Genomic DNA, 20,237 nt, shown 5'->3' with positions numbered 1-20,237 from the left:
TTTAATAAACAATCAACTATCGGATATGTGTATTTAATGTAATTAAAAAACCAAGCTTTTTACACCATGTAATAATTAAAAAAATCATTACAAAATGTAGAGCTTGGTTAAAAAATTAATTACAGTGATTCTGGATTATAAAATTGTCTATTTTCAAGTCCAAAAATACGTTCCGTAAACTGACCTTTATCAGTTTTCTTAAATGCTTTTTCAAACATATTCATTTTAGCATCAATATTATCAATAAAGAATAAGATTTCTGCTTCTTTTAAATGTGGTAATTTTGGTGAACCAAATTCCATTTTGCCGTGATGTGCTAAAATCATATGTCTTAATAACATTACTTCTTCGCCATCGATACCGAGTTCTCTCGCAGCCTCAGCCACTTCATCACTTGCTATAGAAATATGGCCTAATAAATTCCCTTCAATCGTGTAAGTTGTTGCTACTGGACCACTTAGTTCTCTTACCTTACCTATATCATGTAAAATAATTGCACTATATAATAAGCTACGATTAAGTAATGAATAAATATCACAAATCTCTTTAGCAATGCGCAACATGGTTAAGACATGATAACTCAAGCCACTAGCGAAATTATGATGATGTGAGCTCGCGGCTGGAAATGTGAAAAACTGATCTTGATATTTTTTGATTAAATATCGCGTAATACGTTGTAGGTTTGCATTTTCAATATCTAACATAAAATGTGAAATTTCTTCTTTAATTTCATCTGGTGTCATCGGTGCACCATCAACAAAATCTTGTGTTTTCAAACCATCCTCTGCTGTTGCTAAACGAAATTGGTTTACTTTCATTTGTTTACGCCCACGGTAATTAATCACATCGCCTTTGACTTTAATAATTTCTTCAGGCTTAAGTAATTGCATATCATCTTTAGTTACCGTCCAAAGTTTCGCTTCAATATCGCCACTCTTATCTTGTAGAAATAAGGTCATATAATCCTTACCTTGAGCTGTCACACCTTGTGTCGCTCTATGAATAAGAAAAAAATGATTAACAGAGTCCCCCGGATTTAAATTTTCTACATTTCTCATTATTTATCGCCTTCCTCCAGTTTGTTCAACACAAGCATTTCTTTAGATGGCACAATTTGATCTTTGGTACAAGTGAAGTAAAGAACTTGATGATTTTCTGCTAAATCTCTTAAATAATTCAGCATTATACGTTTTCTTTTTTTATCAAAATGTACAAATGCATCATCCACAATAATTGGCAAATGATAATATGGCTTTAAAACTTTTATCAAACTAAGGCGTAATGAAATATATAGTATTTCTTTTGTTGATTGGCTTAACTCCATAGGTTCAAATACTTGACCGTTATGGTGTTTAACCATAATCTTGTCATCTGCATAGGTAATTTGTACGTATGCCGAATTGGTTAATTTATTAAAAATATTTGTAGCCTCTTTTATTACTTGAGGTAAGCGTTTGTCTTTAATTTGCTTAATATGTTCATTTACCAAAGCTTGTAAATAGCTTAGGCTTGCCCAATCCTTGGCAATTTCATTCATTTGATTTTTTAAGCTATGATATTCATGACGTAAATCTGACAGCGTACTATCTGTTTCCATATGCTTAATTTGAGCAGTTAAATCACTAACTTCCTGCTGTTTGGCAAGAAATTGTTCGTTATAATCATCTACTTGTTTTGCTAACACTTGATCTTCTTTATCTAGTTGTGCCGTTGTTTTTTTGCTTAAAGCTGAACTATCTTCATATGAGTAATTTTGATTTTCAAGATATTTTGTTAAATCATTGAATCTTGCTAAATTTTGTTGATAAGTTTGATATGCCTTATGGTGTGCATAATAACTTTCTTCATCATTGACACCTATAAAATTAAATAATGTATCAATCGTTGCCGTATTTTCTGCTAAATTTGCATGAAGTTGTGTTAATTCATTATTTAACAGTGTTATTTGTTTATTTAATTCTGCTTTACGTTGACGATTTGATTCTGAAGTTGAAATCCAATCTTTTAAATCATCAAAGAATGAAGAACGATTAAAGCGTTCGATTTCTGGTTGCACCGTGCTCTTAGCTTGTTCATAAAACGAAGTAATCTTATCATTCAAATGATTATAATCTTGTTGTAATGTCTGAAGTAATTTATCGTCTGATTTAATAGTATTTATTGTTTTAATACTATCTAATAATAAGTCATCTGACATTTTAGTTGGTAAGAACAATGATTGTTTAACTTCGTTAATATCGTGTTCATGACGATCTAATTGTTGATGCGAACTTAAAAGTTTATCTTGCTGATGTTTCATTTTTTCATCAATGATTGTTTTATTTTTTAATGCGTTTTGCCATTGGTCACGCAGTTGATATTGTTCTTCTAGATCGAAATCTAAATCGTAATCATTTTCTAAATAGTTTAATTGCTGCTCTAAATCTTGAATCTCAATACCAATAGTTTCACTATAATCAACCGTTTTGGCCTTCGCTAAAAATATACCCACGATAAAAATAAGCGTTAATACTGCAAATACTACAGTAAATATCATATTCTGTGTCATAAATGAAAATACTGCTAAGGCTATACCAACAATTGCCAATAATACAAAGCTAAATCTTAACCACTGTTGACGCTTGATTTTATTGGCTTTTTCAGTTTCAAAAGTATCCTTTAATTTTTGATACAAATTTTCTTTTTCATTGAGTTCTAACTTTTGTTGATTATATTGTTTTTTCTTTGCAAGTGCATCTTCAGAAATTAAATCTTGCTCTAAAGCCTCAATCTCTTTCACTAATGCAGTTTGCTCTATTGTATTTTCATCTATTAGACGCGTTAAATGTTGTTGCTGTATTTGTTCTTCCTGACGTGCTTTGATTAAATAGCTAGCATAGCTCTTAGCCGCTTCAGAGGTATCCGTATCATGATGAATTTCTTGCCATCCAACACTTGTCTTATGTTCTTGCTGCGCATGTTGTTTTTCTGATATTTCTTTAGCACGTGCATTCAGTTCAATTTCACTTTGCTTAATATCGCTTTCTTCTCTATATATCTGCTTAAATTGTTCTATTGTATCGTCATTCGGCACTGACAATTGTTTATTCTCTTTAGTAAGTTGCTTTAGGGCTTCTTCCTTTAAGCCAATCTCTTGTTCTAATGTTTGCTTATATCCTTTAGCTGCTTCATATCTATCAATACCTTGTTCTGGGAAAGTAAGCGGCTCGATATTTAATTTGCCTTCTAACTCTTTCCATTCTTGTGTTTGTTCATGTAGAGCCACTTCTTTTTGTTTCGCAGCATGCATCGAAGAAAGCTGACTTAAATTGTCTTTTAAGTGTGCAAGATGACGTGACGACTTATCTTTATCATCAACATAGCGATGGTAATCAGTAAGTTTTGCTTCTTCATCTCGAATTTGAGCTTCCAACCCTTTTAATTGTGCCAATTGCTGATTTAAAATTGGATTTTTTCCCGATTTTTTATATAATTCTTCTTTCTTTTGACTGATAACCTCACCCATATGACCAAATTCTGTCGAGCCGAGCGCACCAGCTTCTAATAAATAACTTTGTAGTTGTGTCTCATTTAAATTACGATGAATATCTTGAAGTCCTAAAACGTCAAATGAGAAAATACCTTGGTATGTTTTTTTATTAATATGATTAAGCTTTGCATTGAGCCACGCTTCATCTTTAATAGTTCCATTTTCTAAAAATACTTTCACATCACCCTGAGCGCGTCCCTTAACTCGTTCAACTTCAATTGTAGAATTATCATCTAAAATTAATGTCAATTTACCACCATATTGGTTGCCTAATCGTGGCTCTAAACGGGGTTCCTTTTCTTTTTTAGTAGGAAAACCAAATAATATCGAATGTATAAATGCTTGAATCGTTGATTTACCCGCTTCATTCTCACCATATATTTCAGTAAATGCTCGATTAAATTCAATCTTACGGTGTACAAATTGTCCGTATCCATATATTTCTAATGATTTAATTATCAAGATTGTCACCTCTCATCTCTGCTTTTAGTATATCTTCAGCACGATTTACTAAATCTTCTTTATTAAATCCAGTATAATCATCCAAATATTTAGATGTTTTAGCATTCAAATATAAATCGCTCATTGCATCTTCATAAATTGTACTATCTTTTAATAAATCGCTAGAAAATTCTTTAATTAATGGGGTGTCATCATTTTGGAGATAATTAAAATTCAAATCTTCAACCATAACAAAGTTTGTTTCATTTTCCTCATAGTCTTGTACCATTTCTTTAATTTGTACTATATCTTGGGATGATAACGTGATATCACTATCTATGTTTATAGTTAAACGATAAAATGCTTTACCTTTAGATCTAACATCCTCTTTAAATTTTTGAATAACATCAAAAATCCCTTGTTTTGAAAATTGTTTCGTCGTAATTGTAGCTTCATCAAAACGAATAAATTGTGTTGGTATGAAGCGTGTTGTCAGTTTTAAATGATCACCTTCTACAAGTAAACATCCTTTCTGTCCCTGTTCATTAAAATGTCGACCTTGTATGTTACCAGCATAGTAAATTTGAGGCATGTCACTCAATTGTTGTCTTTCGTGAATATGACCTAGTGCCCAATAATGATAGAGTTTTTCTTTTAAATTCTCTAAAATAAATTCGGTATATCGATCATTGGTTGCTGTTTTACTGTAAGTCCCATGTAAAATACCAATGTGTATGCCATCCTTTCCTAGACTTGAAGGATAATCATCGATTTTATTTTCATAACTTTCATTATTTTGATAACTGAATCCATGTAAATAAACCGTTTCACCATCTTTTGTAATCGCTTGATAAGTTTCAACTTTATTAGAAAATACAGACACATTGTCTGGCCATTCTGAAGTAATATTAGCACTTAGTGGATCATGGTTTCCGTGACAAATATATACAAATATTTGCTCACGTTCTAAACGCTTAAATTGCTCTCTCAAAAATACTTCAGCTTTTAACGTTCTATTATTACTATCAAACAAATCCCCTGCAATAAGAACGAAATCAACTTCTTCTTTTAAAGCAATATCGACAATTTTTTTGAAACTTTCATATGCACTTTTTTGCACATCCTCAAATATTTTTGAACTTAAATGGCTCTTTGATTTAAAAGGGCTATCTAGATGCAAATCCGCGCAGTGAATAAATTTTATCATTTGCATGTATCTCCTTAATTAAGGTAGTTATGTATTACTTTATTTTATCATAAATTGAACATGACAGTCGATTGCAAGACAAGCTAACAGTAATAATTTCCTTATCATCTATAAAAAAACTTCTCGAAGTTTGTATTATCTTCGAGAAGTTTTAAATCACATGTTTTATAAAATTAAATTAGTCAGCGTAAATCTCATCTAATGGTTTAACAATAATTTGATTGATTTCTTGGAATACTTGACTCATTTTTTGTTCTGCTGCCATTAACTCAGAAATATTTTCATCTTTTTCAATTTCTTGAGCTTGTTCTTGGGCTTTTTGCAAGTCTTCTTCTGGAATTTCTTCACCTTGCATTTGTTTTTGTTGGAAACTCATTTGTGTTTCACGGAATTCATCAAATAATTTTTTTGAATCTTCATTAGCTTTTACTTTAGAAAAAGCATCTTTGATTGCTTTATATTCATCACTATCTCTTAATGCTTGTTCTAATTGGTTTGCATAATCATATAAATTTACTGCCATGTTGTATTGACACTCCTTCTAAAATTTATTAACAACTCTTTAATACTTTAACATAAACTGATTGCTTACACAAAGATTGCGACTATACCTTGTAGTAGCCCTATAATGCCGCCTAATAAAAAGCCTAATGACATTATTAAATTTAATTCTTTTTTAGCAATATCAATTATTAAACGTTCTATATAATCTAAATCAAACGTATTAATTTGTTCTTCAATTACTGCTCTTAAATTAAACTTTTTCATAATAGTAGCTAATTCAGTAGATAGAAATTGTATAGCGACCTGTGTCAGTTGTTTAGCAATATGCTGTTCTAGATAGTTGAATAATTTAGGTGCTAAATCACTTAGTGGTATATTGACTTTATTTGAAACAGCAGCCATTTCTGCACACGATGTAGCTATTTGTCTTACTTGTTCCATTGAGACGATTTCATTTAACTTTTTCCCTTTAAAAGTAGTATATTCGTTACGGATAATATTCTTCAATATGGCATTTGCCTTAGGGTGATGAGTTAGGCGAATTAATTCATGCTGAATACGTTCGGCAATACTTTCCTTTGTCATAAACATTTGTAATAGTCCAATAATTTTTCCTTTTTCTAAAAAGAAAGTATCTAACATGTCTTCAATATCGTTTCTCCCGCGTGTCGATGTTAAATAACGATGCACTCTATCAATCAGCAATGCTTCTAATGTATCTATTTTATCTTCTGCTAAATCCATCATGCTCTTAGGCAGTATATCTTCAATCGTTTTCTGTTTGTGGTCCTTATAAAACTGAATAAATAGTTTCTCGACTTCAGAAGGCATTTTACTTATAACAAAATGTTCCATATCAAAGTTTAATTTTTGAGCTACCTGTTGCAATGTAACTCGATCTTTGCGTAATCGACTAATCTGATGTTGAATCATATCTTGAATGGATTGTTTAGTTTCAGGTTGCATTAGTTTTTGACGGATAAGTTTTTCGGTTAAAAGGTGTTCTTCTATAACTTGACCTATTTTAGTTGCAATTTCACCGCGCCTTTTAGGAATTAAGCCGGGTGTAAATGGAATACGAATTTTCAAGAAATAGTGAGGTCGATAAGGGTGGAATAACATTCGAATAGCAATTATATTGGTTATACCTCCAATAATCGCACCAATGACAACCATAAATAAAATAATTAAAAAAGCATGCATAAACATATACTCCTATTGTCTTATCATTTTGTACCGCATTATATCATACTAGCATTCTAATGCTATGAGATGACACTATAACAAAAATTAAAATGAGGATAAGACTCGAATAACTTGTCTTACCCTCACATATCCATTCCAATTAAGTGCTTTAATCTAATGGTTTGAATGACTTAATCCATTATCGATTCTCTTGTCACTCAAATGTTGTTATTAAACATGTAGTAATTCGTCTTTTGCATTACGAGTAAAATATGTTTCTGCTTCTCTCAACTTAGAAGTCCCAAAAATAGGCTGTTTATCTGGGTTTAATACGCGATAAATATCGCTAACTTTATTGCCTTGTAATATGTAACCATAGCGTGATTCTAATGTATTCCAGTAGATATCACTTGTTGTTTCGTGGTTAGGATATGCACAATGATTACGTGAAATTGTTTGTACAATTTCTAAAGGATCACAACCAAATGTACTATTTAAGACATCTGAATTTCTAAATAGTGCACAAATTGATACACATGTCGTCCAATTTGGTAAAACACGTTCTTTTTCAATTTGAACTAATGTCTTTTTTGAAAGTCCAATGGTTTGAGCCATTGTATCTTGAGTATAACCGGCTTCTATTCTAACCATTTTAAATTTTGTTTGAATTAAATCTGTAAAACTCTGTCTATCCATTATATTATCTACCTTTCTGTTAGGGAATCTTCTATAATTTTTTCCGGACACAAGAAATTGCAATAATACACATTTCTTGAAACACAAATTACATCTTAATATATTTTTCGCAAAATTAAAAGAGTGAATTTTACTTTACTGACTTTTTTTATAAAGACAAAATTATCTAAATAATCCAACACTTTGATTTCAGTATCAAATCAAGTTATTTTGCATAGCATAAATAGCAGCTTGAGTACGATCTGAGACTTGTAACTTATTAAAAATGTGACTAACATGCGTTTTTATTGTTTTTTCTGATACAAATAGTGTTTCAGCAATCTCTCTGTTTGTTTTTCCTTTGACCATTTCTCGTAAAACGTCAATTTCTCGTTTTGATAATTTATTGGTATAATGCGGTTTTTTGGCCACAGCTTCCATTACAGTTTTGGCTTCTGGGTGAATAATGCGTTCACCTACTAAAACACGTCGTATTGTTTCAATAAGCTTTGCTGGTTCTACATCTTTCATTTCATAGCCATCTGCACCCTTATTTATCGCAGAAATGACATGTTCGTCATCTACATAACTTGTTAATACCAGCACTTTGATGTCAGAATAGTTCTTTTTTAAAAATTCAGTCACCTCAATACCATTCATCTCAGGCATTACCAAATCTAATAAAACAATATCAGGTGGCTGGTTCTCACTTAAATAACTTATAAATGATGCACCATTCGCAAAGCTTTCAATGACATTGAATTCTTCAACTGTTGATAACAAAAATTCTAATCCTTGTCGGACAATATGATGATCATCTACGAGTATGATATCCGCCACAGAGACAACTCCTTTGCGTAATTATGTTAATGGAATTTCAATATAAATTGCGGTTCCTTGGCCTACTTCTGCGTGTATTTCAATCTTGCCTTTCATTGAACCGACCCGCTGTTTTAAATTTTTCAACCCTAATGATTGATTATCAGTTACCTGAGTAATATCAAATCCTTTTCCTTGATCCACAATAGACATATAGAGCATGTCATTGTGCTGTTTAATAGTTACATCAACATCTTCTGTATTTGCATGTTTCTTGACATTATTCATCGCTTCTTGAGCAATACGATATATATTTTCCTCAATGGTATTAGGTAATTTAATCAAACCATCTACAGAGACATTTAAGTTTATTTGTAGTAGTTCACTATAGTGATATAATGCATGAACTAGTCCTTGCTCTAACCCAACTGGTTTCAATTGCCATATTAATGAACGCATTTCATTTACTGCTGATTGGCTGATATCTTCAATGGTTTGAAATGCTTTTTGGGCAGATTGATCCGTTGTCATGCCTTGGGCAGCATGAGCGGTAATCTTTAGAGAAAATAGCATCTGATTAACTGAATCATGTAAATCTCTAGCTAGTCGGTTACGCTCATTGACACGCGCACGTTCTTTTTCTTTGTTGGTAAGTAAGATACGTTTAATTGCAGAGCCAATTTGAAAAGCGACAGATTCTAAAAGTTCTAAATCATCATCACTATATGTATGTTTATGAGGAGCTGCAACATTAAGCAGCCCAAACTGTTCATCTCCTGATTTGAGTGGCACCGTTGCATGATGTGTGATGTCTTCTGTTTCATCGCTATAGGCTTGGGCGGCCAAATTTATACGCGAACAATTGATAATATTAGATGCCTTTGTCAGTTTATGGTTATGATATGCACGTACACACCAACATGAACCTTCATGCATAAATTGACACTGCTCACGCTGTAAAGCACCAGGTAAATCCGAATCAGCAACCAATTCATGATGTCCACTGTCATCAATAAAGAAAATCCAACCAGTAGTAAACTGGCTGCCCTGCAATAAATAATGCAAAGCACCATTCATCATACTATACATTTCTGTTTCTTCATTTAAAAATTCCGCTATTTCTTTTAGCAATGCCAAACGAGAAGGTTGTGACATAAAATCTCTCCAATTACCAGCCATATTATTTATATTATACATGTGTGGTTTTAATTTTAAAAATAAATTTTATTGATCATTCTTGTAAAATGATGAAAATAAAACAGTTACACGTTATGTTATTCAAAAATTATGATAAGATGATAGAGAATGCGTAGGAGGATTCTATGAAATTTAAAATACCTGAAGATTATAACAACCTAACATTAAGAGAAATTTTTCAAACTTTAAAAGTTCCTAAAAAAGATTTACATCAGCTGAATATGTCAAAAGAAATTACGATTAACAACGCACCTGCTAGATTAAGTAATCAAGTCCATACCATGGATTGTGTTGAAATTCCTACTGATGAAGAAAAAAGTAATTATTTACCAAGTTATCGTTACGCTCAAATTTATTATGAAGATGATGATTTAGCTATCGTAATGAAACCAAAAGGCGTCAAAACGCATCCTAATGATCTAAAAGAAAGCAACACATTAATGAACCACATCATTTATACATTAGATAGTGAGTATGCTGAACCCATACATCGTTTAGATCAAGAAACAGTTGGGTTACTCATCATTGCTAAAAATCCACTTATGAAAAAAATTCTTGACCGAATGCTAGAGGACAATAAAATTACTCGAATCTACAAAGCAAACGTTAATGCACTATTGCCCATAAAACCTCAAACTATAGATATGCCAATAGGTAAAGATAAATTCCATCCCAATAAGCGTCGCATATCTAATACTGGACAACGTGCCATTACACATATACTTGCTTCCACAATGTTAAAAGAAGGTGTATGCCAGTTAGATATTAAGCTAGATACAGGACGCACACATCAAATTAGAGTACATTTAGCTGAAATAGGACACCCTGTTATTGGTGACCCTTTATATGGTGATTCAAAACTACGAAAATTAGAATTAAAAAGTTATCAAATTGATTTTGTCCATCCTTTAACTCAACAGTTTATATCAGTTAACTTAGATGACAATCCTATTACCAAATAAACATTGCGGCCTCAGTAATTTATTATTGCCTGTTAATGAGGATCAACCATGTTTTCAGGTTTTATCCATGTTTCAAATTGAGCTTCTGTAACATAACCGGAAGCAATTGCAGATTCTTTTAAGGTTAATCCTTCTTTATGCGCTTTTTTGGCAATTTGTGCTGCTTTTTCATAACCAATATGTGGATTTAAAGCAGTTACTAGCATTAATGATTGATTTAAATAATTATTAATATTTTCTTCGATTGGTTCGATACCTTTCGCACAGTTATCGTTAAAGGTTTGCATACCATCAGCTAATAAATAAATGGATTGTAGTGCGTTGTGTAAAATGACCGGTTTAAAGACATTCAATTCAAAATTACCTTGTGAGCTAGCAATACCTACAGTCGTATCATTGCCCATGACTTGAACTGCCACCATAGTTAACATTTCACATTGTGTTGGATTCACTTTACCTGGCATGATAGATGAACCTGGTTCATTTTCAGGGATAGCAATTTCTGCCAAACCAGCTCTAGGACCAGAGGCTAACCATCGAATATCATTAGCTATTTTCATCAAATCTGCGGCAAGTGCCTTTAATGAACCATGCAATTGCACAACTTCATCATGTGATGTTAATGCATGAAATTTATTTTCAGATGATACAAATGGATATCCTGTGTTTGTCGCAATATATGTCGCCACTTTATCTCCAAATTGTGGGTGAGCATTAATACCAGTACCTACTGCTGTTCCACCAATCGCTAAATTTAATATGTGACATTTTGACTCTGCTAATAATGTCTCACACTTTTCTAGCATATAACGCCAACCACTTATTTCTTGTCCTAAACGAATAGGTGTTGCATCTTGTAGATGTGTCCGTCCAATTTTAATAATATGATTAAATGAATGTTCCTTTTCTTCAAAAGTGGTACGTAATTGCTGTAAAGCGGGAACAAGTTTGGTTTCAATTTCATGATAAAGTGCTACATGCATCGCAGTTGGAAATGTGTCATTAGAACTTTGTGATTTATTGACATCATCATTGGGATGAATCTGCTCATCGCTTTGTTGTTCTTGTAAATATTGATTAGCCACGTAACTTACTACTTCATTCACGTTCATATTACTTTGTGTACCACTGCCTGTTTGCCACACTACCAATGGAAAATGATTGTCTAAATTACCATTCAAAATCTGATCACACGCATACACAATGGCATTTGCTTTAGCATCACTTAACTTTCCTAATTCGTGATTAGCTAATGCAGCAGCACGTTTCAATTGCGCAAAGCCGTAAATCACTTCAATAGGCATTTGTTCTTTGCCAACTGGAAAGTTACGTTTACTACGTTCCGTTTGTGCCCCCCAATACTTATCAGCAGGCACTTCTATTTCTCCAAATGTATCATGTTCAATTCGTACTGACATACGTGTATCTCCCCTTATCAATTGATTGTTTAACAGTAGTATAGCACTATTTAAAATCAAAGGGCAACGCGCAAATAAAACGTTTTCACTAAAATTCAATTAAGTATAGTTAATCGATATTATTTCTTTACTTAGTGTATTTATTTTTGACGGCTTGCACTGTTGCAAAAGCTGACATGATATATAAAATGACACTTAAAGTTAAGGTAATTGGACTGAATGAGATTAACAAGCCTAATATTCCATTGAAATTGCTATATAAATGATCAAGTGTGTAACATAGTATCCCCGTAACTAATAAAATGCACACAATACTAATCACTATGCCGATGCGATTACTCTTTAAAAAAGCAATTGCATTAACATCATCTACAAGTCCTTTAGATAAATTAAGCTGTAACTTCACAACTTTAAATAATATAGGTAAATATAAAGCTCCCAAAGCAATCGGGAAACCTTTAATTGAAATCAAACTAATAATTATCGTTAATATGATGATATGTAACCAATATTTGCTGAACATTCGCTTTCTCCTCTAAATGTTTTCTTCTAATTTTAGCATAAAATCTGACGTGCTTCAGATTAAATTAAAAAGGAACGAGATAAGTCATTTTGACTTTATAATCTCGTCCCTTTTTAATTATATTATATAATATTTACATCATAAGCATTCATTACAAATCATTTTGTTAGTCTTTATGAATTTGAAGACTTTGATGTATCATGCGATTGATTAACTTTTTCTTCGTCATTTTTCTCTGAGATGTGTTCCATTTCTTTGCCCAGCTCTTTTAAGTCTTCTAAATTTTCAACCATCGCATTCTCTTCCTCATGATAATTTAAACGACTCTTTTTTTCTTTTGACATTAAAATGACCTCACTATATTATTTATAATCGCTTTTACTTTAAGCAAACCGATCAGTAAAGTAATGACGTACATCTTCTGGCAAACCTTCAGCTGCCGCTTCGTCTAAAATAACCGTTACCATACGATGTGCTTTTAAATCAGCAGGTTCAAAATTAGATTTTCCATTTTCATTATACAGTTTTTCTACTACTTCTTTTTTATTATGTCCTGTAATGACTAAGATAATTTCTCTAGCATTTAACAATCCTTGACGTAGACTGATATTAAGGTTTCCTTGATCATCAATTGAAGCTACTTGTAATATTAGTTTCCCTTTATTATCTTTTGTTTTAATTTTATCAGAGATAAACGCTTCAGCATCTTGATCGTATGAGATAGGATAAATTTGACTCTCAGGAACCCCCAGCGCTTTGAAATATTCTTGATTTTGATCATAGTCAAGAATGTTAATTTGGCTGAAGTCAACCGCATGTTGGTCAACATTCTTTTTAAGCATATCAAGTACTGGTGATGCCTCTTTGTTTAAATGAAATCCAGCAATTGTAGTAGGATTATTGTTAAATTGTTTTCTAATGATATCTGCTGAATACTCTGCAACTTGATCTTTATTTTCAAATACTTTAAAGTTCATTGCCATTTTTTATTACACTCCTCAATTATAACTTTAATAAAAATTAATGATATTAATTGTATATTACCCTATCTAAGGCTATTAAAACTATGATATATCATCGCTTTTTAATATCAATATAAATATATCATTAAATTACAATGAAATAAATTAAGTCACTATTTCCCCTATTTATGACAAACCGTAAAATTTTTGTTGTCTTAATGCTTCATAAATAAGCAAAGCAGCTGTATTTGATAAATTTAAAGACCGTATATTACTGTTCATTGGAATTCGTAAGGCAGTGTCAGCATATTTTTCTTTTACCCATTGTGGCAATCCTGTAGTTTCACGGCCAAATATAAAATACAAATCGTCATCACGATCAGAGAAATCAAAATCACTATATGTTTTTTTACCAAATTTAGTTAGTAAAAAGTATTTACCTGAAGTTGTTTCAAAAAATGATTCAATACTTTCATGATAAGTAATATTTACAAATTTCCAATAATCTAGACCTGCACGTTTCAACATTTTATCATCAGTACTAAATCCGAGTGGTTTTATTAAATGTAAATGTGTGTCAGTGCCAGCACATGTACGAGCTATATTACCTGTATTAGCAGGTATTTCTGGTTGATATAAAACAATATGATTTGTCATTTTAATTTCTCCTCATTTCTAAACCTTTTATCATTTCTTGTTGTACTTCTTCAACTTCTTCAGCAAAATGTGCATCGATAAATGATTGCGCATTATAACCATCGATTTGTCCTATTGCCCAGTAAGCTGTTGCTCTTATCATTGGTCTTTTATCATTAAGTGCAACTTCTTTTAATTCGGGTAGTGCTTCTTTAGCTTTAAAATGTGCTAAGGCAATAATTGCATTTCTTTGAATAGGTTTCTTTCCTCGCCACGCACCAGCTAAATGTCCATAAGTATTTTTAAATTCTTTATTACTCATTTGTAATAATGGAATTAATCTTGGTTTTAAAATTTCTGGTTCTAGAATAATATCATCGTGTTCAGTATTGATCCCTTTATTTTTAGGACATACTTGTTGACACGTGTCACAACCATATAAACGATTCCCTATTTTATAACGATATTCATCAGCTAAATATCCTTTTGTTTGTGTTAAAAAGCTAATACACTTTTGACTATTTAGTTGTCCGTTACCAACTAGAGCACCTGTTGGGCAACGATCAACACAAATTGTACAATCACCACAACTATCTAAAATGGGATCATCTGGTTCAAAAGGAATACTAACTAACATTTCTCCTAAATATGACCAAGTTCCCAATTCTGCATTAATAATAAAGCCATTTTTTCCAACAAAACCTAGACCTGCACGCTCAGCTACAGCTCTATCCGATAAAACACCTGTATCAACCATACTTTGTATTTCAACATCAGGCACTTTACTTTGAATAAATTCAGCTAATTTATCTAGTCTATTCCGCATAATTGTATGATAATCTTGTCCCCATGAAGCACGTGCAAACATACCTCTGCGATTACCACGTACACTTTTAGGCGCACCTTTTAATTTATTAGGATATCCGACAGCAATTGCGATGATAGAGCGCGCAGTAGGCAAGCTAAGTTTTGGTTCTGTTCTTAATGCTATATCAGATTCTTCAAATCCAGATGCGTAACCTTTTGCATGATAATCTTCTAATTTTTGCTTCAATTCATCAAATGGATCAGCTGTAGTAAAACCTATTTGATCAATTCCAATGCTGTGCGCAAATTGAATAATTTCTGTTTTTAAATGAGCTGTATTCAACTCTAAGCCTCCCATTGAAAATTTACATAAGTCATTTTACCACAATTTCACACTAACACTTGGATAAAAATTCACAAATGAAATTGAAATTGATAGAACTATAAATTTTTCATTAATCAAAATATGTTAATCTTTAAATTAAAATACAAGATGGGACGTAAAATCAAAAAAATAGCACAAAGATGATTTTAAATAAATCAACTTTGCGCTTCTTTTATCTTCAATAATTTGTACTTGAAAAAACTATGCTTTATCTTAATCCACTTAATATAATAATGAAGAATCTGGAACATAATTATGTTTTTAACCTATGACTAAATATTGGCAGTAGTTCAATGGATAGAAAATACGCTTATACCAAGCTTTTTTCTATCCTTGTCAACCTTACCAAAAGGCAAGATAGAATTTTATAATGAATTCTATCCTGCTACCTTCAACTTGTCAGAGACATCTATGTCACAATATCATTAGACTATGATAATACACGTGATAAGAAATTTTAAGTTCTTTGTTCTTTTGGATGTTCAAATATATCTTCAGGCTTGCCTGTTTCAACAACATAGCCATCAGCCATGAAGATAACTTTATCACTAACATCTTTCGCAAAACTCATTTCATGCGTTACTATAACCATTGTCATACCTTCTTTAGCTAAAGATTTTATGACTTTTAACACATCATTAACAACTTCTGGATCTAATGCAGATGTTGGTTCATCAAATAATATGACGTCTGGATGCATTGCCAAAGCTCTAGCAATTGCGACTCTTTGTTTTTGACCTCCAGAAAGTTGATTCGGATAATTTTCAGCTTTTTCCGCCAAACCAACTTTTTCTAATAAATTATGCGCTTCTTTTTTTAACGTGTTTAAATCACCTTTTTTTAATAATTTCGGTGCCATGTATATATTTTCAAGTACTGTTTTGTGTGGAAATAAGTTAAAACTTTGAAAAACCATTCCCATATTTTGGCGTAATTCATTTAAATTAACGTCTTTACTTGTTAATTCTTTTCCTTCAAAAATAACATGTCCATCTGTTGGTTGTTCAAGTAAATTCATACATCTTAATAATGTACTTTTACCGCTCCCTGATGGCCCAATAATGGATACAACTTCACCTTTATGAACCTCTAAATTTATATCTTTGAGTACTTCATTTTTATCAAACGACTTAATTAAATTTTTAATTTTAATCACTGGCCTTCATTCTCCCTTCAATTAAAGTCATAATTCTAGATAATGAGAATGTTAAAACAAAATATAATCCCGCAGCTAGTAGTAATGGTGTAAACGGATCAAATGATATGCCTTGAACAACTTGAGAATTAAACATAACCTCACTCACACCAATTGTTGATACGATTGATGACTCTTTAATCAATGTCACAAATTCATTTCCTAAAGCAGGTAAAATGTTTTTAATCGCTTGTGGCATAATGACATTTTTCATTGTTTGATTGTAATTCAAACCTAAACACTGAGCTGCCTCCGTTTGTCCTTTATCTACTGCATTGATACCAGCTCTAATAATTTCAGCAATATATGCTGATGAGTTAATAATTAAAGCGATTATCCCGCAAATAAATGCTGAAATATCTAATCCTAATGCAGCAGTAGTACCAAAGAACACAATAAATACTTGCACAAGTAATGGTGTTCCTCTAATTATTTCAATATAAGCAGCAGCTATCCACGAAATGATTTTAATTTTACTCAATTTTGCTAATGCAATTAGCGTTCCCAAAACTGCACCAATAATAACGCCAATAGCTGATAATATAATTGTATTGACTATACCTTTAACGAAGAAACTGCCATATTTAGTAAAAAAGTTACCATCATCTGACATTTCTTTAGAAGCTTTATCCATATATTTATCAATTAAATTATGATCTTTGACATCTTTAATCGATTTATTGATATGTGCCATTACTTCTGGAGAATCTTTAGGTATAGCTATAACTGTTGACTTTTTATCCTCATTAAATTTCACAGATGCTAAAGTTAATTCTTTATTTTGCTTTAAATATGCTTCTGCTACAGGTTTCTCAATTACTACCGCATCTACTTTATGACTTTTTAAAGAAAGAATAGCATCTGGTAAACGCGTCAAAGAAGTGATACTTGCGTTTTCTATTTCAGTCTGTGCAATTTTTTCTTGCTCAGTAGATTTTTGAACAGCTATTTTTTTATTAGCTAAATCTTTTAATGAATGATACTTTTTAGCATCACTTTTCTTGACTAAAACCGTATTATTAGAATACATATATGGATCACTAAAATCGACTTCTTTTTTACGTTCAGGTGTTGAAGTCATTCCTGAAATGATGATATCAATTTTTCCTGTTTTTAATGCTCCCAATAAACTATCAAACTGCATATTTATAATTTTTAGTTTAAGATGGTTATCTTTAGCAATCTTTTTTGCAAGTTCAATATCTACACCAGCATATTCATTTTTTCCATTAACATTATGCTCAAATTCCATAGGTGCATAATCTGCTGATAAACCAACCTTTAGTTCTCCACTTTCTTTAATTTTCTCCCAATTTTTATCCTGTTCTGCATGTGCAATCGGTGTTATGTTGGCTATCATTAAACCACATACTATGGCAACAACCATTAACAACTGTATTAACTTTTTCATGATTGCCCCTCCTTTTCGATGTTCATTATTATACATTTAAATAAATATATATGCAATAGCTTTTTTTAAAAAAGAGTACACAAAATGAAATAAATCATCTTGTGCACTCTTTTATATCACTGTATATATGCTCTTTATAAGCAAATATTACTGCTTTGGAATTTCAAATCTATAAATATCGTTAGTATAACCAGGAATGATTTTTTTGCATAATTCATGTATAATAAATGCGCTAGCAAATGGTATGATAAAATAACCAAACGCTAATAAGATTATATTCATAGTTACATCGCCAGTCATACGATTTAATGCATTTATTGGCCCTACTAATCCTGTATAACCAAATCCTGCAGAAAGCGGTGTCCCTTTTATACCAATCGAATAAGCAATTACTCCACCAATTACGCCATTAATAGCTAAAGGAATCATAATGATAAGATGTTTTAAATAAACTGGTATCATCATTTTTGCTGCACCGATTAACAATACAATATTGACACCCGCTGAATTTACCCTTAATGAGCCAAATATGAAAGTTACGCAAGCTGCTACTATACCCATATTAGCCGCACCACTTCCCAAACCATCTAAACTAATAGCCGTTGCAATAGCTACTAAAGAAATCGGTGTAACCATTAATAATGAATAAGTGACACAAATCAGAATAGACATCAGCAATGGATTAAGTTCAGTAAATGAATTAATCATATGACCTAATGCCTTAGTTATAGTTTGAACATACGGTAAAGTATACAAGCCAAATATACCGCTTAAAACAGGTATGGCAACAGGTAAAATAATCATCTCTAAAGATCCAAATTTATTCTGAAAAATTAAATATAAAAAACAAGCAACAATTACTACTAAAATAACATTAATTATATCGCCGATACCTTTTAAGGTAACCCCACTAGTTGTAATATGTATCGCACCAGAACCTAACATTGCAGAAGTTCCAATCAGCGTAGCACCAGCACCATTAAATTTAAATTGATGTGCTGCTAAAACACCTATTATAAATGCCATAAATGATTGTATAACAGTAACCAATTGAAAAATCATACCCAAAAATTGGTAATCATCCTTAAATAGCTTTAATAACTCCCCCAATAAGGCATTAGGCAACAGCGCAATAACTACTCCGGCCCCTACAGCATTCAATATATTACTAAAGAAACCTTTTACATTAACATGTTGTTTAGTCATTTCAAACCTCCAATAATTACATTAGATTAATAATATTATACTCATCGGCATTAAACAACCAAAATTTCCATTAATCGCAAAAAATCAAATATAGTGATATAAACAGGACTTCAATTCTAAGACTATAACGCCTTTATTAGCTAATTCAACAAAGATAATGACTGATTAACCAAATATTCCATTTCACTAGCAACTCTTAAAAATTAAAATATCTTATTCCAATTTAGTATTACCTTTATAAAATTGTATATCTTGTACTAAGGTTTAATTACCTGTAAGTATCCATTTATAATGATTTCTCAAACTTTTTATAATATCTTTCTATCATATCCAAGTGAAAAATGATCAAAAGTTTTAGGTTTGCAATGACAATATAATTGCACAAGCCGAGGAAAAGCTACTAGTTACAATCCCGCTTAAAAATATATAAAAAATTTTGATACTACAAGTTTTGGCAAAGAATAATTACTACAGAAATATGCTCAACAGTCGGCTCTATTTCAATATATAATCTATGAACTATCGTCGCAAAATAGCTTTATGACTTATTAGGATTTCATTTGAATTTTTCAAATAATAAAAAACCTCTAAACGCTACAATGTTTAGAGGTCAATATACCGGCGGTCGGGGTCGAACCGACACTCCAATAAAGGAACGGGATTTTGAGTCCCGCGCGTCTGCCAATTCCGCCACGCCGGCACAGTTATAAATAAAAAACTTCCTGTTGGAAGCAATATTGGAGCGGAAGATAGGATTTACACCTATATCTCATTCCGGGAAGGAATGTGTTCTAAAAGTTGAACTACTCCCGCATAACCTGGAGGCGGCAACCGGATTTGAACCGGTGATAAAGGTTTTGCAGACCTCTGCCTTACCACTTGGCTATGCCGCCAATAACTGGGCTAGCTGGATTCGAACCAGCGCGTGACGGAGTCAAAGTCCGTTGCCTTACCGCTTGGCTATAGCCCATTAATAATAAGGGCGGTTGAAGGGAATCGAACCCTCGAGTGTCGGAACCACAATCCGATGCGTTAACCACTTCGCCACAACCGCCATGGCAGGGGCAGTAGGAATCGAACCCACATCAAAGGTTTTGGAGACCTCTATTCTACCGTTGAACTATGCCCCTATTTAAAAATATGGAGGGGGGCAGATTCGAACTGCCGAACCCGAA

At 32.1% G+C, this 20,237-nt stretch carries 18 protein-coding genes and 6 tRNA genes; 1 reads left to right on the top strand and 23 read right to left on the bottom strand.

From position 1 onward, the window contains the following. Positions 1-119 precede the first annotated feature (119 nt). The 8 genes from yhaM to HMPREF2864_RS11395 form a co-directional block, all read right to left on the bottom strand. Complete coding sequence (yhaM, locus tag HMPREF2864_RS11430) at positions 120-1,058, bottom strand: 3'-5' exoribonuclease YhaM (protein WP_002458769.1); 939 nt, start codon at positions 1,056-1,058, stop codon at positions 120-122. Then, on the bottom strand, positions 1,058-3,991 hold the full coding sequence (locus HMPREF2864_RS11425; RefSeq protein WP_070545772.1) for an AAA family ATPase: 2,934 nt from the start codon (positions 3,989-3,991) through the stop codon (positions 1,058-1,060). Before HMPREF2864_RS11425 ends, yhaM begins: the two co-directional genes overlap by 1 nt. Continuing rightward, positions 3,981-5,177: a metallophosphoesterase family protein gene (locus HMPREF2864_RS11420; RefSeq protein WP_037542873.1), complete on the bottom strand. Its 1,197-nt coding sequence runs from the start codon at positions 5,175-5,177 to the stop codon at positions 3,981-3,983. Before HMPREF2864_RS11420 ends, HMPREF2864_RS11425 begins: the two co-directional genes overlap by 11 nt. Before the next feature lie 178 nt (positions 5,178-5,355). Beyond that, positions 5,356-5,700, bottom strand: coding sequence for a YlbF/YmcA family competence regulator (locus tag HMPREF2864_RS11415; RefSeq protein WP_002458766.1), 345 nt, complete (start codon positions 5,698-5,700; stop codon positions 5,356-5,358). Between the two features lie 65 nt (positions 5,701-5,765). Continuing rightward, positions 5,766-6,884, bottom strand: a complete 1,119-nt coding sequence (locus HMPREF2864_RS11410) for a DUF445 domain-containing protein (protein WP_070545776.1) — start codon at positions 6,882-6,884, stop codon at positions 5,766-5,768. Between the two features lie 213 nt (positions 6,885-7,097). Continuing rightward, positions 7,098-7,562 carry an XRE family transcriptional regulator XdrA gene (locus tag HMPREF2864_RS11405; protein WP_002458764.1) on the bottom strand — a complete coding sequence of 155 codons (465 nt, stop codon included), beginning with the start codon at positions 7,560-7,562 and terminating at the stop codon, positions 7,098-7,100. A gap of 195 nt (positions 7,563-7,757) precedes the next feature. After that, a complete protein-coding gene (locus tag HMPREF2864_RS11400) occupies positions 7,758-8,381 on the bottom strand; it encodes a response regulator (RefSeq protein WP_002458763.1) in 624 nt (207 codons plus the stop codon). Between the two features lie 21 nt (positions 8,382-8,402). After that, positions 8,403-9,515, bottom strand: a complete 1,113-nt coding sequence (locus tag HMPREF2864_RS11395) for a GAF domain-containing sensor histidine kinase (RefSeq protein ID WP_060795476.1) — start codon at positions 9,513-9,515, stop codon at positions 8,403-8,405. A 167-nt stretch (positions 9,516-9,682) separates the two neighbouring features. Here HMPREF2864_RS11395 and HMPREF2864_RS11390 point away from each other — a divergent pair, with 167 nt between their 5' ends. After that, complete coding sequence (locus tag HMPREF2864_RS11390) at positions 9,683-10,519, top strand: RluA family pseudouridine synthase (protein ID WP_002477978.1); 837 nt, start codon at positions 9,683-9,685, stop codon at positions 10,517-10,519. 32 nt (positions 10,520-10,551) lie between these two features. On the opposite strand, the gene fumC is transcribed toward HMPREF2864_RS11390, so the two are convergent. The 15 genes from fumC to HMPREF2864_RS11320 form a co-directional block, all read right to left on the bottom strand. Continuing rightward, positions 10,552-11,937 (bottom strand): class II fumarate hydratase, encoded by a 1,386-nt coding sequence (fumC, locus tag HMPREF2864_RS11385; protein ID WP_060795478.1) that lies wholly within the window; start codon positions 11,935-11,937, stop codon positions 10,552-10,554. A gap of 127 nt (positions 11,938-12,064) precedes the next feature. Then, entirely contained in the window at positions 12,065-12,460 is a 396-nt protein-coding gene (locus HMPREF2864_RS11380; RefSeq protein ID WP_070545779.1) for a hypothetical protein, read from the bottom strand. A gap of 173 nt (positions 12,461-12,633) precedes the next feature. Beyond that, positions 12,634-12,804, bottom strand: a complete 171-nt coding sequence (locus HMPREF2864_RS12095; protein ID WP_002458758.1) for an SAS053 family DNA gyrase inhibitor — start codon at positions 12,802-12,804, stop codon at positions 12,634-12,636. Between the two features lie 39 nt (positions 12,805-12,843). After that, positions 12,844-13,443, bottom strand: coding sequence for a 6-phosphogluconolactonase (locus HMPREF2864_RS11375; RefSeq protein ID WP_002458757.1), 600 nt, complete (start codon positions 13,441-13,443; stop codon positions 12,844-12,846). 165 nt (positions 13,444-13,608) lie between these two features. Continuing rightward, positions 13,609-14,079 (bottom strand): tRNA (uridine(34)/cytosine(34)/5-carboxymethylaminomethyluridine(34)-2'-O)-methyltransferase TrmL, encoded by a 471-nt coding sequence (trmL, locus tag HMPREF2864_RS11370; protein ID WP_002458756.1) that lies wholly within the window; start codon positions 14,077-14,079, stop codon positions 13,609-13,611. A gap of 1 nt (position 14,080) precedes the next feature. Continuing rightward, the gene (gene queG / locus HMPREF2864_RS11365) at positions 14,081-15,223 is read right to left on the bottom strand and encodes a tRNA epoxyqueuosine(34) reductase QueG (RefSeq protein WP_002458755.1); all 1,143 of its coding nucleotides are present in this window, start codon (positions 15,221-15,223) and stop codon (positions 14,081-14,083) included. Between the two features lie 484 nt (positions 15,224-15,707). Continuing rightward, complete coding sequence (locus tag HMPREF2864_RS11360; protein WP_070545781.1) at positions 15,708-16,406, bottom strand: amino acid ABC transporter ATP-binding protein; 699 nt, start codon at positions 16,404-16,406, stop codon at positions 15,708-15,710. Beyond that, positions 16,399-17,856 carry an ABC transporter substrate-binding protein/permease gene (locus HMPREF2864_RS11355; RefSeq protein ID WP_062077816.1) on the bottom strand — a complete coding sequence of 486 codons (1,458 nt, stop codon included), beginning with the start codon at positions 17,854-17,856 and terminating at the stop codon, positions 16,399-16,401. Before HMPREF2864_RS11355 ends, HMPREF2864_RS11360 begins: the two co-directional genes overlap by 8 nt. Before the next feature lie 147 nt (positions 17,857-18,003). Further along, on the bottom strand, positions 18,004-19,062 hold the full coding sequence (locus HMPREF2864_RS11350; RefSeq protein ID WP_002458752.1) for a PTS sugar transporter subunit IIC: 1,059 nt from the start codon (positions 19,060-19,062) through the stop codon (positions 18,004-18,006). A gap of 616 nt (positions 19,063-19,678) precedes the next feature. After that, a tRNA-Leu gene (locus HMPREF2864_RS11345) sits at positions 19,679-19,762 on the bottom strand. A 38-nt stretch (positions 19,763-19,800) separates the two neighbouring features. Further along, positions 19,801-19,875: transfer RNA gene (locus HMPREF2864_RS11340), tRNA-Gly, on the bottom strand. Between the two features lie 6 nt (positions 19,876-19,881). Beyond that, positions 19,882-19,955, bottom strand: a tRNA-Cys gene (locus HMPREF2864_RS11335). Between the two features lie 5 nt (positions 19,956-19,960). Then, positions 19,961-20,032 (bottom strand) — tRNA-Gln (locus HMPREF2864_RS11330). Positions 20,033-20,043: 11 nt separating this feature from the next. Continuing rightward, positions 20,044-20,116: transfer RNA gene (locus HMPREF2864_RS11325), tRNA-His, on the bottom strand. Positions 20,117-20,118: 2 nt separating this feature from the next. After that, positions 20,119-20,192: transfer RNA gene (locus HMPREF2864_RS11320), tRNA-Trp, on the bottom strand. Between the last annotated feature and the right edge of the window lie 45 nt (positions 20,193-20,237).

The organism is Staphylococcus sp. HMSC059F04, from assembly GCF_001812565.1.
Taxonomy (GTDB): domain Bacteria; phylum Bacillota; class Bacilli; order Staphylococcales; family Staphylococcaceae; genus Staphylococcus; species Staphylococcus lugdunensis.
This window is presented reverse-complemented; position numbering and strand designations above follow the sequence as displayed.